Source organism: Streptomyces graminofaciens, assembly GCF_030294945.1.
GTDB classification, from domain to species: Bacteria; Actinomycetota; Actinomycetes; order Streptomycetales; family Streptomycetaceae; genus Streptomyces; species Streptomyces graminofaciens.
In genome coordinates this window covers 9,588,114-9,602,541 of record NZ_AP018448.1, presented here as the reverse complement: position 1 = coordinate 9,602,541, position 14,428 = coordinate 9,588,114, and the positions used below count along the sequence as shown (strand labels likewise).

The 14,428-nt window shown below is 70.1% G+C and carries 16 protein-coding genes; 5 read left to right on the top strand and 11 right to left on the bottom strand.

Annotation, left to right across the window (positions count from 1 at the left end; translation table 11 throughout):
• Positions 1–42: 42 nt before the first annotated feature.
• The gene (locus tag SGFS_RS42240) at positions 43–456 is read left to right on the top strand and encodes a RidA family protein (protein ID WP_286257642.1); all 414 of its coding nucleotides are present in this window, start codon (positions 43–45) and stop codon (positions 454–456) included.
• A 381-nt stretch (positions 457–837) separates the two neighbouring features.
• Here SGFS_RS42240 and SGFS_RS42235 read toward each other — a convergent pair whose 3' ends face one another.
• Together SGFS_RS42235 and SGFS_RS42230 are read right to left on the bottom strand one after the other, a co-directional pair.
• Positions 838–1,551 (bottom strand): aspartate/glutamate racemase family protein, encoded by a 714-nt coding sequence (locus SGFS_RS42235; protein WP_286257641.1) that lies wholly within the window; start codon positions 1,549–1,551, stop codon positions 838–840.
• 5 nt (positions 1,552–1,556) lie between these two features.
• The gene (locus tag SGFS_RS42230) at positions 1,557–3,041 is read right to left on the bottom strand and encodes an NCS1 family nucleobase:cation symporter-1 (RefSeq protein WP_286257640.1); all 1,485 of its coding nucleotides are present in this window, start codon (positions 3,039–3,041) and stop codon (positions 1,557–1,559) included.
• 170 nt (positions 3,042–3,211) lie between these two features.
• On the opposite strand from SGFS_RS42230, the gene SGFS_RS42225 reads away from it, so the two are divergent.
• Positions 3,212–3,886, top strand: a complete 675-nt coding sequence (locus tag SGFS_RS42225; RefSeq protein WP_286257639.1) for a GntR family transcriptional regulator — start codon at positions 3,212–3,214, stop codon at positions 3,884–3,886.
• Positions 3,887–4,113: 227 nt separating this feature from the next.
• Here the strand turns inward: SGFS_RS42225 and pip are convergent, their stop codons facing one another.
• Positions 4,114–5,082: a prolyl aminopeptidase gene (gene pip, locus SGFS_RS42220; protein ID WP_286257638.1), complete on the bottom strand. Its 969-nt coding sequence runs from the start codon at positions 5,080–5,082 to the stop codon at positions 4,114–4,116.
• A gap of 120 nt (positions 5,083–5,202) precedes the next feature.
• Positions 5,203–5,925: a uracil-DNA glycosylase gene (locus SGFS_RS42215; RefSeq protein WP_286257636.1), complete on the bottom strand. Its 723-nt coding sequence runs from the start codon at positions 5,923–5,925 to the stop codon at positions 5,203–5,205.
• A 60-nt stretch (positions 5,926–5,985) separates the two neighbouring features.
• Between SGFS_RS42215 and SGFS_RS42210 the strand changes: the two genes are divergently transcribed.
• On the top strand, positions 5,986–6,525 hold the full coding sequence (locus tag SGFS_RS42210; RefSeq protein WP_434028142.1) for an RNA-binding S4 domain-containing protein: 540 nt from the start codon (positions 5,986–5,988) through the stop codon (positions 6,523–6,525).
• Positions 6,526–6,764: 239 nt separating this feature from the next.
• Here SGFS_RS42210 and SGFS_RS42205 read toward each other — a convergent pair whose 3' ends face one another.
• Positions 6,765–7,463, bottom strand: a complete 699-nt coding sequence (locus SGFS_RS42205) for a class I SAM-dependent methyltransferase (RefSeq protein ID WP_286257635.1) — start codon at positions 7,461–7,463, stop codon at positions 6,765–6,767.
• Between the two features lie 115 nt (positions 7,464–7,578).
• Positions 7,579–8,595 carry an acyltransferase domain-containing protein gene (locus SGFS_RS42200; RefSeq protein ID WP_286260329.1) on the bottom strand — a complete coding sequence of 339 codons (1,017 nt, stop codon included), beginning with the start codon at positions 8,593–8,595 and terminating at the stop codon, positions 7,579–7,581.
• Positions 8,596–8,701: 106 nt separating this feature from the next.
• Here SGFS_RS42200 and SGFS_RS42195 point away from each other — a divergent pair, with 106 nt between their 5' ends.
• Positions 8,702–8,965: a DUF6343 family protein gene (locus tag SGFS_RS42195; protein ID WP_286257634.1), complete on the top strand. Its 264-nt coding sequence runs from the start codon at positions 8,702–8,704 to the stop codon at positions 8,963–8,965.
• 22 nt (positions 8,966–8,987) lie between these two features.
• Here the strand turns inward: SGFS_RS42195 and SGFS_RS42190 are convergent, their stop codons facing one another.
• From SGFS_RS42190 to rpsA, 5 genes are all read right to left on the bottom strand, one after another.
• A complete protein-coding gene (locus tag SGFS_RS42190) occupies positions 8,988–9,368 on the bottom strand; it encodes a tetratricopeptide repeat protein (protein WP_286257633.1) in 381 nt (126 codons plus the stop codon).
• 49 nt (positions 9,369–9,417) lie between these two features.
• Positions 9,418–10,026, bottom strand: a complete 609-nt coding sequence (coaE, locus tag SGFS_RS42185) for a dephospho-CoA kinase (protein WP_286257632.1) — start codon at positions 10,024–10,026, stop codon at positions 9,418–9,420.
• Between the two features lie 131 nt (positions 10,027–10,157).
• On the bottom strand, positions 10,158–11,096 hold the full coding sequence (locus SGFS_RS42180) for a PAC2 family protein (RefSeq protein WP_286257631.1): 939 nt from the start codon (positions 11,094–11,096) through the stop codon (positions 10,158–10,160).
• A gap of 123 nt (positions 11,097–11,219) precedes the next feature.
• Positions 11,220–11,447: a hypothetical protein gene (locus tag SGFS_RS42175; RefSeq protein WP_286257629.1), complete on the bottom strand. Its 228-nt coding sequence runs from the start codon at positions 11,445–11,447 to the stop codon at positions 11,220–11,222.
• A 282-nt stretch (positions 11,448–11,729) separates the two neighbouring features.
• Positions 11,730–13,226, bottom strand: coding sequence for a 30S ribosomal protein S1 (rpsA, locus tag SGFS_RS42170; protein WP_286257628.1), 1,497 nt, complete (start codon positions 13,224–13,226; stop codon positions 11,730–11,732).
• A gap of 319 nt (positions 13,227–13,545) precedes the next feature.
• Between rpsA and SGFS_RS42165 the strand changes: the two genes are divergently transcribed.
• Positions 13,546–14,418, top strand: a complete 873-nt coding sequence (locus SGFS_RS42165) for a class I SAM-dependent methyltransferase (protein WP_286257626.1) — start codon at positions 13,546–13,548, stop codon at positions 14,416–14,418.
• Positions 14,419–14,428 lie beyond the last annotated feature (10 nt).

Genomic DNA, 14,428 nt, shown 5'->3' with positions numbered 1-14,428 from the left:
ACAGGTTGCCCCTCGTACCGGCCGATACCTCCGGGAGCCTTCGTGATCCAGCGCGTCACCGTGCCCACCCTCTTCGCCCCGCCCGTCTACTCCCACGCCTCCGTCGTCGAGGCGGGGACGAGGCTGGCCTTTCTCGCGGGTTCCGTTCCGCTGGACGCCGACGGGAAGCTGGTCGGCGAGGGGGATCCCGTGCGGCAGGCCGAGCAGGTGCTGGCGAACCTCGGGGAGCAGTTGCGGGAGGTGGGCAGCGACTTCGCGCACGTCGTGTCGACCGATGTGTACGTGGTGAGCGGCGAGACCGCCGTCCTCTCCGCGGTGTGGGACGTAGTCGAGGCGTCCGGGCTCAGCATCGGCCCGCACTCCTCGACCCTGCTCGGCGTGGCATGCCTCGGTTACACGGGCCAGCTGGTGGAGATCACGGCGACGGCGGTCGTACCGGAGCCCGACCGGGGCTGACGCGGAGGACGCCCGGGTCCGGGCATGCTCGCCGTCAGGGCTGGTCGGGGGGGGGGCTCGGCCAGGGGCCGCGCCCGCCAACCCGCGCGGCCGGGACATGGACCTGCCCCCTGTCCTCCGAATTCCTGATGTGGCTGAACGCCTTCCCAGCAGGAGGCTGCGCACGTGCGCACTCCGTCCGCAACGGCGACTCGTGTCGGCGACACCGGCGGCATTCCCCATGCCCTCGCTTCCCGGACTCCGGAGCCGGGCCGACGCGCCCACCGGCCCGCCCTCCCGGCGAGGTGGCGGCACCATCACTCCGACGGAAGCGGACCCACACCCGCGCCCTCACGCCCCCACGCCCACGACCCCGCACCCGATACCCACACCCGCAGGCCCCTACGAACCCTCCCCCCACTCCCTCCTCTTCGGCAGCGGCTTCGCATAGCTCCCCGCCCGGCTGGTCGTCAGCCCCAGCGACACCAACGACTCGGCGAGCTTCACGGCCGCGCCCACGCCATCGACGACGGGCAGCCCCAGCTTCTCCCCCACCGCCCGCTGCAACCCGGTCATCCCGGCGCAGCCGAGCACCAGCACCTCGGCGCCCGCGTCCCGCGCCCGCTCGGCGGCGCGTACGAAGGCCTCCTCGGTGCGGGCGGAGTCGCCGAGTTCGAGCACGCCGAGGCCCGTGCCGACGACGGCGACACAGTTGCGGCCCACACCGGCGGTGTCCAGGCTGTCCTCGATCTGCCCGCACGTCCGGTCCAACGTGGTGACGACGCCGTAGCGCCGCCCGAGCATGCACGCGAGGTGCGCGGCGGCCTCGGTGATGTCGACGACCGGCACCTCCACCAACTCCCGCGCGCCCTCGCGCCCGTGCTCCCCGAACCCGGCCATGACCACGGCGTCGTACGGCTCCTCGTACGTCCGCAGGGTGTCGAGGACGGCGGCGGCGGAGAGGTAGCTGTCGAGCCAGCCCTCCGCGGACTCCGGTCCCCAGGCCGGGGTGAGCCCGGTCACGGTGGTGCCCGGGCCTGCCGCGGCCCGGGCACCTCGTACGATCTCCTCGGTCATCTCCTGCGTGGTGTTGCAGTTGGTGACGACGATCCGCACGTTTCTCAGCCCTCCACAGCGACAGTCGGCTCGGAAGCGGTCTCCACGACGGCCGCGCGCTCGGAGCGGCACAGCACCGCGTACAGCCCGGCCGCGAGCGCCGTACCGATGAACCAGGAGTACGGGGCGACCGCGCTGAAGTCCTTCACCAGGGCGAGCACCGCGGAGACGGCGGCCGCGGGCAGGAACGCCCACAGTGCCTTGGGGTTGACGCCCTTGCGGTAGTAGTAGCGGGAGCCGGGCTCGGCGTCGAAGAGTTCGTCGACGTCGATACGGCCGCGCTTGACCCAGAAGTAGTCGAGCATGATCACGCCGAAGAGCGGGCCGAGGAAGGCGCCGAGGCCGCCGAGGAAGTAGTTGACGACCGTGGGGTTGGAGAAGAGGTTCCACGGGGTCACGACCAGGGCGGCGACCGTGCTGATCATGCCGCCGACCTTGAAGGTGATCTTCTGCGGCCAGACGTTAGCGAGGTCGTACGCCGGTGAGACGAAGTTGGCGACGATGTTGACACCCATGGTGGCGATGGCGAAGGTCAGCGCGCCCAGCACCATCACCCAGGTGTTGCCGACCTTGGCGACGAGCTCCGCCGGGTCGGTGATGGCCTCGCCCCACACCTCCAGCGAGCCCGCGGTGACGATCACGGACACGACGACGAACGCCGTCGAGTTGATGGGCAGGCCCCAGAAGTTGCCGCGCCGGACGGTCTTGTAGTCGGGCGCGAAGCGGGAGAAGTCGCAGAAGTTCAGCATCAGCGTGCCGTACGTCGCGAGGATCAGGCCGATCGCGCCGAACCACTGCCGCCACTGCTCGCCGACGGAGACCGGGTGCGGGGTGGTCGTGAGCGAGATGGACCAGCCGGCCTTGGCCAGGACCCAGAGGGCCAGCGCGATCATGACCAGCCAGATCGCCGGGCCGCAGAAGTCCTGGAACTTGCGCACCGACTCCATGCCCTGGCTGATGATCAGCGCCTGGATCAGCCACAGTGAGACGAAGGAGACCCAGCCGAGCGCGTCCAGCCCGAGGAACGAGTGGTGCGTCCAGGACTCAAGGCCCGGCCAGGCCGCCAGCAGCATCACATTGACCGCGACCGAGGCCAGGTAGGTCTGGATGCCGTACCACATGATGGCGATCACGGCTCTGATCAGCGCCGGGATGTTCGCGCCCCAGACGCCGAAGCTGATGCGGCTGACGACGGGGAAGGGCACGCCGTGGCGCTGACCGATCTTTCCCATCCAGTTCATGCCGATGTAGATGATCACAAAGCCGACGAGCAGGGACGTGAAGACCTGCCAGACGTTCATGCCGAGGACCAGCAGGCCGGCCGCGAAGGTGTAGTTGCCGAGGTTGTGGACGTCGGACATCCACATCGCGAAGAGGTCGAAGACCTTCCAGTTCCGCTTCCCGGCGGGGGCGAGGTCTTCGTTGGTGAGCCGGGGATCGGGGACGAACGCTGCTGTGCCGATGACTTCGGCACGGTCGGCGAGGGACACGGGGCCTCCAGGGACGACGGGGGACGGGGGGTGGAGGACTGCAGCCGTTTGGTATACCAAACTGCGGTCATGGTCCCTCCGTCAAGCGTTCTGACCGATGTCGCATCTGTTAACGCTCCGTAAAACACCCCCCGGGTCGGCGAAGATGGCCTCATGAGGAAGATGACCCCATGAGCTCCCCGACGAAGATCGAACCCCTCGGTGCCGTCCGTGAGCGCGTCCTCGCCACGCTGCGACAGGAGATCATCTCGGGCGGCCTCCGCCCGGGCGACCGCCTGGTCGAGCGCGAGCTGGCCGACCGCTTCGGCGTCTCCCGGGTCCCGGTGCGTGAGGCGATCCGCGCGCTGGTCGCCGAGGGGTTCGTCCACTTCGAGACGCCACGCCGTACGGTCGTCCGACGCCTGACCCCGAACGACGTCAAGGAACTCTTCGAACTGCGCGAGGCGCTGGAGGTCTACGCGGCCGGACTCGCCGCCTCACGGGCGACACCGCAGGACCTGGCCGAGGTCGAGAAACTCCTCGACCGCGCGGCCGTCGCGACCGAGGCGGGGGACGCGGAGGCGATCACGGACATCAACAGCCGCCTCCACGACCGCATCGTCGCGATGGCGGGCAACGCCCTGCTGATCGAGGCCCTGGAACCGGTCGCCGGCCGTCTGCGCTGGATGACCCGACGCAACGAGGAGTGGCCCCAACTGCTCGTGGAACACCGCGAGTTGTACGAGGCGATCGCCTCAGGCGACCCGGACCGGGCCCGCGCCCACGCACTCACCCACGTGCGGACCAACTACCGCTCGACAGTGCGGCACTTGTTCGAGGAGGACGGCGATCCCGGCACCCCGTGAACACCGATGACGCCGGGCGCCCCCCTGCACGGGGCGGCGACTGCACGGGGCGGCGACGGCGGGGGGCGGCGACGGCGGGGGGCGGCGACGGCGGGGGGCGGCGGACGCGCTGACGGAAGCGGCCGGGAGCACGGCACCTCCGTGATTTCGGTCCACCGCAGCGGCACCTCGGGCCGTCAGCGCCCGGCCCTTCGCGGCGGCCCGCGCCGTCCGACGCAGGACGCCTGTCACCGCCCCGCGTACTTGTCCGTCGCCGCAACCAGCGCCGCCGCCATGTCCGGCGCGCCCGCGTTGTGTCCCACGTCGTCGACGAGAATCAGCTCGCTGCCGGGCCAGGCGTGGTGGAGACGCCACACGATGCCGAGGAGATTGCCGGGGTCCAGGGTGCCCTGCACGAGGGTGCCGGGGATGTCTTTGAGCAGGGGCGCGTCACGCAGGACGACGCCCCCGTGGCCCTCCCCGGCATCCCCGAGAAAGTGGCCGTTGCCCCAGTAGTGGGTGACGGTACGGGCGAAGGAGTAGCGGAACTCGGGGTCCTCGAAGCGCGGCACAGAGCGCGGCGGCTCTGCTGCGGCGGCCGTCTCCCAGTCGGTCCAGGCCCGCGCCGCCCGCGCCCGCACCGCCTCGTCGGGGGACTCGATCAGCCGGTTGTACGCGGCCGCCAGATCCCCGTCCCGCTCCCCCTCCGCCAACTCGGCCACAAACCGCTCGAAGGCCTCCGGATAGAAATGTCCGAGCCCCCTGGTCATCAGGGCGACCTCGGCATCGGAGCCGGTGGCGACACCGGTGAGCACCAGCTCGGTCACGGCCTCGGGGTGCGTCTGCGCGTACCGCAGCCCGAGCACCGACCCCCACGACACGCCCCACACCAGCCACCGCCCGATCCCCAGGTGCCGCCGCAGCAGCTCCAGATCGGCGATCACATGGGCGGTCGTGTTGACGCTCATATCGGTCTCGTACGCACTCGCCGACGGCGTGGACCGCCCGCACCCGCGCTGGTCCAGCAGCACGATCCGATACGCCGCCGGGTCGAACAGCCGCCGGAACCAGGCCCCGGCACCGGACCCCGGCCCACCGTGCAGCACGACCGCGGGCCTGCCGCGCGGATTCCCGCACACCTCCCAGTACACGAGGTTGCCGTCCCCGACGTCGAGCATGCCGTGGTCGTACGGTTCGATCTCCGGGTAAGGGGGCATTGCGCGACCCTAACCGCCGCGCGGGAACGCCGACACCAGCTTTTCCGGCCGCGACGAGCCACCGCCGGCAACAGCCGGGTGCGCCGGGCGCCGCCAGGTGCGCCGACGGCCGTCGGCCCGCTACGGCAGGGTGTCCAGCCCCGCCGTGCCCGCCGCCGTCCGCAGTACGTCCCGCAGCATCGTGGGGGTGAGCCGACCGGTGAAGGTGTTGCGCTGGCTTACGTGGAAGCAGCCGAAGAGATCGAGCCCGCCGAGTCGCACACGGGCGCCATGGGCGAAGGCGGGCCGCGGCCGGGGCACGTCCCACCCGGCTTCGGCGAGCGCGGGCAGCAGGGCCTGCCAGCCGAAGGCACCGAGCACGACCACGGCCCGCAGCGTCGGCCGCAACAGCTCCAGCTCACCCACCAGCCACGGCCGGCACGTGTCGCGTTCCTCGGGCGTCGGCTTGTTGGCGGGCGGCGCGCAGTGCACGGGCGAGGTGATCCGTACGCCGTACAGCTCCAGCCCGTCGTCCACGTCGACCACGGTGCCACGCGAGGCCAGACCGACATCGTGCAGCGCCGCGTACAGCACGTCGCCCGAGCGGTCGCCGGTGAACATCCGCCCCGTCCGGTTCGCCCCGTGCGCGGCGGGTGCGAGCCCGACGATCAGCAGCGCCGCGTCGGCCGGCCCGAACCCCGGCACCGGCCGCCCCCAGTACTCCTGGTCGGCGAACGCGGCCCGCTTGGTACGGGCCACCTCCTCCCGCCACTCGACGAGCCGAGGACAGGCCCGGCACTCGCTGATCCGCGCATCGAGCCCAGCCAGCCCACCGCCGCTGCCACGGCCGATCCCGCCATCCATGCCTCCACGGTACGACCGGTGATCGCCGGACCCAGGCCCCGGGAGGCTAAGGTCGAGGACATGGCTTCTGAAGGCACGGATGAAGGCATGGGTGAAGGCATGGCCAAGCAGACGGCCGACACCGGAACGGGCACAGGCACCGACGCCGACACGGCGACCCTCGACTCCGAAGCGGTGGCCGCCGCCGAGGCGGCCCAAGCGGCCCAAGCGGCCAGCGGCGAATCGGTCCGCATCGACAGCTGGATCTGGTCCGTCCGTCTCGTCAAGACCCGCTCCATGGGTGCCACCGCCTGCCGGGGCGGTCACGTCCGGGTGAACGGTGTCCGTGTGAAGCCCGCGTACACGGTCCGCGTCGGCGACGAGGTACGCCTCCGCCAGGCCGGGGGCCACGAGCGGATCGTCGTCGTCAAACGCCTGATCCGCAAGCGCGTCGGAGCCCCGGTTGCCTCACAGTGCTACGTCGACAACAGCCCGCCGCCACCGCCCCGCGAGGCCACGGCCCCCATCGGCATCCGCGACCGCGGCACGGGCCGCCCCACCAAACGAGACCGCCGCGACCTGGAACGCCTTCGCGGCTTCGGCGACACGGACCCGACCTGAGTTCAGCCCCGCCTCCTGCGCGGGAGAGCTCGGGTGGGCTGGGTGCGTTGGCGGGCGGGCACAGGATCATCGTGGTCGCTCGCGCAGTTCCCGCGCCGCTTCAGGGGCGCGGGAACTGCGCGAGCAAGCCCCCACCCACCCGCAGCGAACCGGCCGAGCTACCACAGCACCTACACACCCGACGCCGCACCACCGTTCCTGTGGCCTGAGCGGCAAGCAGCCAATACCCCCCGAACTCATCAGCACCGCTGCACCGGCACCGCCTTCACCCATGTCCGGTCCTCCGTCAGATACCGGTCCACCTTCAGCCCCGCTTCCCCGAGCGCCTCCTCGAACTGTTCCTCGGTCAGCGGCCGTGCCCTGAAGGTCTGGGTCCAGGTGACGTCCGGGAAGACATACTCCGCACGGATCGAGTTCACCCCGTCCTCGACCGGTTCGACCGAGGCTATGCGGATGGTGAATCCGTTGGGGTCGACCCGTTCGCGTGGCACGTTCGTGTGGTAATCCTCCCCCTCGCGCTGGATCAGTACGAAGCCGCCGTCGGCGACATGCCGCAGACAGGCGTCCAGCAGCTGACGCCGCAGTTCGACATTCCCGGTGTGGACGAGGAACGACGCGAGCAGCACCACGTCGAACCTCTCGCGCAGGTCCAGCTCCTCGATCGAGCCGCGTACCGTGCGCGCCCCGCGCACCCGCTCCAGCATCTCCGCCGACTCGTCCACCGCCGTGACCTCGAACCCCCGCTCTATCAGCGGATGCGTCACGCGGCCCACCCCGCTGCCCAGTTCGAGAATGCGCGCCCCCTCGGGCGCGGCGGCCGCGATCACCTCCGGTTCGTCGCCCACCGACAACCGCTCGTACAACTCGACAGCGCAGCCGTCCGGGGTGATCGCACCCGGCCCGGTCCCCTCGTGCCCCTCACGGGTCTGCATGCTCATATCCGTCCAACGGACAGGCAACTCGAACCCGTTCCGCACAACGGTCACTCAATAGGGTGAAGGACCCGCGACCTTCGCCCCTCCGCCTCTCCGCTTCTCCGCCCCCGCTCCTCCGTCACCACTCGAACCACCCATGCCCGCAGTACCAGTGCCCACCCGCCCGCAAGTGATCCCCGACGACCCGTTCGAGGCTCGTCCGCCGCGGCAGCGCCTCCACGGGCAGATCCGGGTCCCCGAACACAAAACGAACCGGCAGTTCGTCCTCCGGCCCACGGTCCCCGTAGGCGATCCGGAACCGCTCCTGGAATCGGACGATGTTGGAGTCCGCCGGCAGGTACCGCTTCAGCTGCGGATCGAGAAGCCAGGAGTGGCAGCCGGCCGCCGCGTAGCATTCCTCCGGGAAGTGGCGCGCGAAGAACTCCTTGGCCAGCGAGAGCGACCGATCGCACGCCTCCGGCGTCAGCGGTCCCCGGAAGTCGGCGATGTGCAGGTCGAGGCAGGGATCACCGGGCCCCAGCTCCAGGCCTGCCGCCGCGAGCGCGGCCCTTTCCCACCCGCCAGGCCGAGCCCGCTGGAACTGCAGCCGACCCAGATGGAACAGCTCCCCGTGGAAGTGCAGCGAGAACCAGCCCGGCGCCGACAGTCCACCGGCCCCGTACCGCTGCCGGTGCAGCACCAGGCCGCGGCCGAGATCCGCGAGCGTACGCCGCGAGATGTCGTCGGGAATGCCGCGCTCCCGGTGGTACGCGCGCACATACGGCAGGGCGGCGGCCAGGACGAACACGTGGAAGTAGCGACCCAGCGGTCCCGACTCCCGTGGGAACTGCTGAAGTCTGAGCCCCTTGCCGACCTCCCCCATGTCCCGCACAAGCCCGCGGACACACCGTTCGAGCAGGAGTGTCGCCTCCTCGTCCGCCGCCAACGCGCCCCGCAGCGCGACCAGGTCGTTGACGTCCTCGAAAGGCACGGCCAGGTCCAGCAGAACATCGGGCAGATCATCACCCTCAGGAAGAACGACCTCCGGAAGCTCGGCCGCCGGAAGGTCGACCGCCGCCCCCGACACGCCCCCGCTCTCCAGCCCCTTCAGCCACTCCCCGACCTTCTCGTCCGCCCGCAACACATCCAGCAGCACGTCGAACTCTCCCCCTCCGCTACTCACGGTCACCACGTGGAGAACGGACGAACCGAGGAGTACGTTTCCGATAGGAGCGATGATCCGGACAGGAGCTGTGATCCGGATGCGTACAGGCAGCGAACCGACGACAGCGCGCAGTGCCCTTCGGCTGCGCCTCTGGCTGAGCGTGTGGGGCCTGATCTGGGCGATCACCGGAACGGTCGCCTTCACCCTGGCGGGACAGCCCGGCTGGGCCATCGTCTTCGGCGTCCTGTGGCTGATCGTCACCGTCGACTTCACGATGGTCCTGCGCCACATCCACCAGGGCCCCCATTACCAGCCGGGCCGAGACATCCCCCCGTACCGCCCACCGGAGCACCGGCCGTGACCACAGGCCCCGGCCGACCGCCTCAGGAGTCGAAGGCCGCCGCCTTCAGATACTGCGGGTTCGGGTCGAGCGCCGCGGCGAGCCGGAAGTGGCGTTTGGCCTGCTCGGGGCGGGCCTGTCGCTGGTAGGTGCGGGCAAGGGCGAAGTGCGCGAACGCGTTGTCCGGCTCGCGCTCCAGGACGATCGTGAACTCCAGCTCGGCGGGCCGCAGTTGGGCCGCCGCGAAGAAGGCGCGGGCGCGCAGCAGGCGGGCCGCCGTGTTCTCGGGATGTGCGGCGATGACGGAGTCGAGCAGCTTCACCGCGCCCCGCGGGTCGCGCGCGGCGAGCAGCCGCTCGGCGGCGCGGTAGTCGATGACATGCGTCTCCGGGGTACGTCCTATGGAACCGCTGGTCTCGGGCACGGCTGAGTCCTTCCCTTGCTGGCAGGAATCAACGCCCCCGGGGGACCCGCTATTCCTCGGCGTCCCGCGTCCTGCGCACCAGGTCCGCCCATACCTCCCGCACCCGCGAGCGCAGGTCTTCCAGGGGCACGTCGTTGTCGATGACGATGTCCGCGATCTCCAGGCGCTTATCGCGGGTGGCCTGTGCGGCCATGCGCGCGCGTGCGTCCTCCTCCGTCATGCCGCGCAGGCGGACGAGACGGTCGAGCTGGGTCTCGGGGGCGGCGTCGACGACGACGACGAGGTCGTACAGCGGGGCGAGGCCGTTCTCCGCGAGGAGCGGGACGTCGTGGACGACCACGGCGTCGTCCGAGGCGGCGGTCTCCAGCTCTCGGGAGCGGGCGCCCACCAGAGGGTGCACGATCGCGTTCAGCGCGGCGAGACGCTCCGGGTCGGCGAACACGATGGAGCCCAGCTTGGGGCGGTCCAGGCCGCCGTCGGGCGCGAGCACCTGGTCGCCGAAGGCGTCTACGACCGCCGCGAGCCCCGGTGTTCCGGGCGCGACGACCTCGCGCGCGATGCGGTCCGCGTCGATCAGTACGGCGCCGCACTCCACGAGCAGCCGCGACACCTCACTCTTGCCGGCACCGATCCCACCGGTCAGGCCCACTTTCAGCATGCCCGGCAGCTTAGGCCCTGCCACTGACAGAGCCGTGCGAGGCCCTGGAAACCGGGCCTCGCACGGCTCAAGAGCGACGACCGAAAGCGACTATCGAAAGCGACGGCCGAGAACGACCGCTCAGGGCGAGGTCAGCCCTCACCCTCCCGCTCTGCGAGGAACTTCTCGAACTCCCGCCCGATCTCGTCCGCGGACGGGATGTCGACGGGCTCGGCGAGCATGTTGCCCCTGGTCTCGGCACCCGCTGCGGCGTCGTACTGGTGCTCGAGGCCCTGGACGAGGGAGACCAGGTCCTCGTCGCCCTCGCGGATCTGCCGGTCGATCTCCGTCTGTGTGCGGTGCGCCTCCGTGCGCAGTGCGTGCGCGACGCCGGGCAGCACGAGACCTGTCGCCCCGGTGATCGCCTCCAGGGCGGTCAGGGCGGCGTCCGGGTACGCGGAGCGGGCGATGTAGTGCGGCACATGCGCGGCGACGCCCAGCACGTCGTGTCCGGCCTCCATGAGCCGGTACTCGACGAGGGACTCGGCGCTGCCGGGCACCTGCGCCTCCTCGAAGGGGCTGCGGTGGCCGGGCACCAGGTCCGCGCGGTTGCCGTGCGGGGTGAGGCCCACCGGGCGGGTGTGCGGCACGCCCATGGGGATGCCGTGGAAGTTCACCGACAGGCGGACGCCGAGCCGCTCCACGATCTGCTGGACGGCTGCGGCGAAGCGCTCCCACTCGACGTCCGGCTCGGGGCCGGACAGCAGCAGGAAGGGCGCCCCGGTGGCGTCCTGGACCAGCCGTACGTCGAGCGTGGGCTCCTCGTAGTCGGTCCACTTGTCGCGCTTGAACGTCAGCAGCGGTCGGCGTGCTCGGTAGTCGACCAGGCGGTCGTGGTCGAAGCGGGCCACGACCTGGTGGGGCAGCGAGCCGAGGAGCCGGTCGACGATCTGGTCGCCGGTCTCGCCCGCGTCGATGTATCCGTCGAAGTGGTAGAGCAGGACCAATCCCGCCGACTCCTGGGCGAGCGCCATGTCGACGACTGCCAGCCCCTTCGGCTCCCATGCGTACAAACCCTGCGGATCAAGCACCGTGACCGCTCCTCCTCGTGTTCGTACTCCACAACGCGATACGGGCCACCGGCATTCCCGGCAGCCCTTTTTTTGAGGGCTTTTTACAGCTCCGCCCGCCGCCCTTCCCGCGCTCCCGAGGGGCTACGCCGTCGGCACGCGCGCGTGGAGCGCGCTCACGGCCTTGCGGGCGGACTCGAAGGCCACGTGCTGCGCGGCGATGGTATGGCTGAGCCAGTCGCCGGCGAAGTACGCGGCCGGTGGGCTCGTTGAGCGGCTTGCGGCGGACGTGGGCACCGCCCGTGACGCCCACGGTCCGAAGAAACCCCCGTCGGCTGCTCCCCTGTCCGCCCCGCGCGTCGTTCGCTCCATGTACTCGGCTCCCCTTCCGATCATGAATCGACCGGGGAAGCCTGACAGCGCGCCGTTACGGCCCGTCGGCTACTGGCATATCGCACACGTTTCACACGGCGCGCATTCGAGGGACTGGGCCACTGGCCGCCCTTCGACAGCTGCCGTGCGCCGTCTCCGTCGGTTGCCGCCGCTGTGCAGGCACCGTCCCGGCAAGGTCCAGCCGCACAAACGCACTGTGGGCCCACCCCCCGAAGGGAGTGGGCCCACAAGAGCTATCTGTCAGCCCTCAGCGGTGAGCGTTCAGCTCTGGCCGCCCGCGAGCTTCTCGCGAAGCGCGGCGAGCGCCTCGTCCGAGGCCAGCGCACCGGAGGTGTCCGCACCCTCGGAGGAGTACGAGCCACCGCCCGCGGCCGGAGCCGCACCCGCGGCCTCGCCGCCCTCGGCGGCAGCGGCCTCGTCGGCCTCGCGGGACTTGATGACCTGAGCCTGGTGCTGCTCGAAGCGCTGCTGCGCCTCGGCGTACTGGTGCTCCCAAGCCTCGCGCTGGGTCTCGTAGCCCTCGAGCCAGTCGTTGGTCTCGGGGTCGAAGCCCTCGGGGTAGATGTAGTTGCCCTGGTCGTCGTAGGACGCGGCCATGCCGTACAGGGTCGGGTCGAACTCGACCGAGGCCGGGTCGGCACCGAAGGACTCGTTGGCCTGCTTCAGCGAGAGGCTGATGCGACGACGCTCGAGGTCGATGTCGATGACCTTGACGAAGATCTCGTCGTTGACCTGGACGACCTGCTCCGGGATCTCCACGTGGCGCTCGGCCAGCTCGGAGATGTGGACCAGACCCTCGATGCCCTCGTCCACGCGGACGAACGCACCGAACGGAACCAGCTTCGTGACCTTGCCGGGCACGACCTGGCCGATCTGGTGGGTCCGGGCGAACTGCTGCCACGGGTCTTCCTGGGTCGCCTTCAGCGACAGGGAGACACGCTCGCGGTCCATGTCGACGTCGAGGACCTCGACGGTGACTTCCTGGCCGACCTCGACAACCTCGGAGGGGTGGTCGATGTGCTTCCAGGACAGCTCGGAGACGTGGACCAGACCGTCGACGCCACCCAGGTCCACGAAGGCACCGAAGTTGACGATCGAGGAGACGACGCCGGAGCGGACCTGACCCTTCTGGAGGGTCGTGAGGAACGTCTGGCGGACCTCGGACTGGGTCTGCTCCAGCCAGGCACGGCGGGACAGGACCACGTTGTTGCGGTTCTTGTCCAGCTCGATGATCTTGGCCTCGAGCTCCTTGCCCACGTAGGGCTGGAGGTCGCGGACACGGCGCATCTCGACGAGGGAGGCCGGCAGGAAGCCACGGAGGCCGATGTCGAGGATGAGACCACCCTTGACGACCTCGATGACGGTGCCGGTGACGATGCCGTCCTCTTCCTTGATCTTCTCGATGGTGCCCCAGGCACGCTCGTACTGGGCGCGCTTCTTCGAGAGGATCAGGCGGCCTTCCTTGTCCTCCTTCTGGAGAACAAGGGCTTCGATCTCGTCACCGACGGCGACGACCTCGTTGGGGTCGACGTCGTGCTTGATCGAGAGCTCGCGGCTCGGGATGACACCTTCGGTCTTGTAACCGATGTCGAGCAGGACCTCGTCCCGGTCGACCTTCACGATGACGCCGTCGACGATGTCGCCGTCGTTGAAGTACTTGATCGTCTCGTCGATCGCGGCGAGGAAGGCTTCCTCGTTACCGATGTCGTTGACCGCTACCTGCGGGGTGGTGGCGGTGGTCTCGGTGCTGCTCGTCATGTGGGAAAGGGCTCCGGTTACGGACAGAAAGTCGTAGGTACTGCTACGCCGGGAGCCCGTATCGCTCTGAAGAAGCCGGACAGCCAAGGAAGCGCTACACCAGGCAAAAAGCCGGTGGCGCCTCGAAAACCGAGGGGACATACGACAGATGCGAGCGCAGCCTGCTACGTCTGAGGTGCGCAGGCCCGCAGCGCAACTTGTAGCATACGGGGGCAGCCAGGCAGGGTCAATGCGCGAAGGCGCACACCCGGGGCGGAACGCCGCAAACCCGGCACAAAACATGTCCCAGGAGGCCACGCAGGCCTGAGACAGCCCTTCCGTGACGCCGTTCGGACGGGTTGCGCCACTTGGGTTACGGAAGAGTACGACGAGGGAGCCGATCATCCAAGAGCCCGAAGAGTTCGAGCCGGAAGCCACCCGACGCCTGGCCGGGGCCACGGAGAGTTCCCGGGCCAACCGGGGCTGGTGGGACCGGAACGCGGACGACTACCAGATAGAGCACGGCACGTTCCTCGGGGACGACCGTTTCGTGTGGGGCCCCGAGGGGCTCGACGAGATCGAGGCCGAGCTGCTGGGGCCGGCCGAGGACCTGAAGGAGAAGGACGTCCTGGAGATCGGCGCCGGCGCCGCGCAGTGCGCGCGCTGGCTGGCCGCTCAGGGGGCCCGTCCGGTGGCCCTGGACATCTCCCACCGCCAGCTCCAGCACGCTCTGCGCATCGGAGGATCGTTCCCTCTGGTGTGCGCCGACGCGGGCGCGCTGCCCTTCGCGGACGGCTCCTTCGACCTGGCGTGCTCGGCGTACGGGGCGCTGCCGTTCGTCGCCGACCCGGTGCGGGTGCTGCGCGAGGTGCGCCGTGTGCTGCGTCCCGGTGGCCGTTTCGTCTTCTCGGTGACCCATCCGATCCGCTGGGCGTTCCCGGACGAGCCGGGCCCGGAGGGTCTGTCGGTCTCGGCCTCGTACTTCGACCGCACTCCGTACGTCGAGCAGGACGACGAGGGCCGTGCGGTGTACGTCGAGCACCACAGGACGGTCGGCGACCGCGTCCGGGACGTCGTCGCGTCCGGTTTCCGGCTGGTGGACCTGGTCGAGCCGGAGTGGCCCGCCTGGAACACCTCGGAGTGGGGCGGCTGGTCGCCGCTGCGCGGGAACCTGATCCCGGGTTCGGCGATCTTCGTGTGCGAGCGGGACTGAGGCGGAAAAG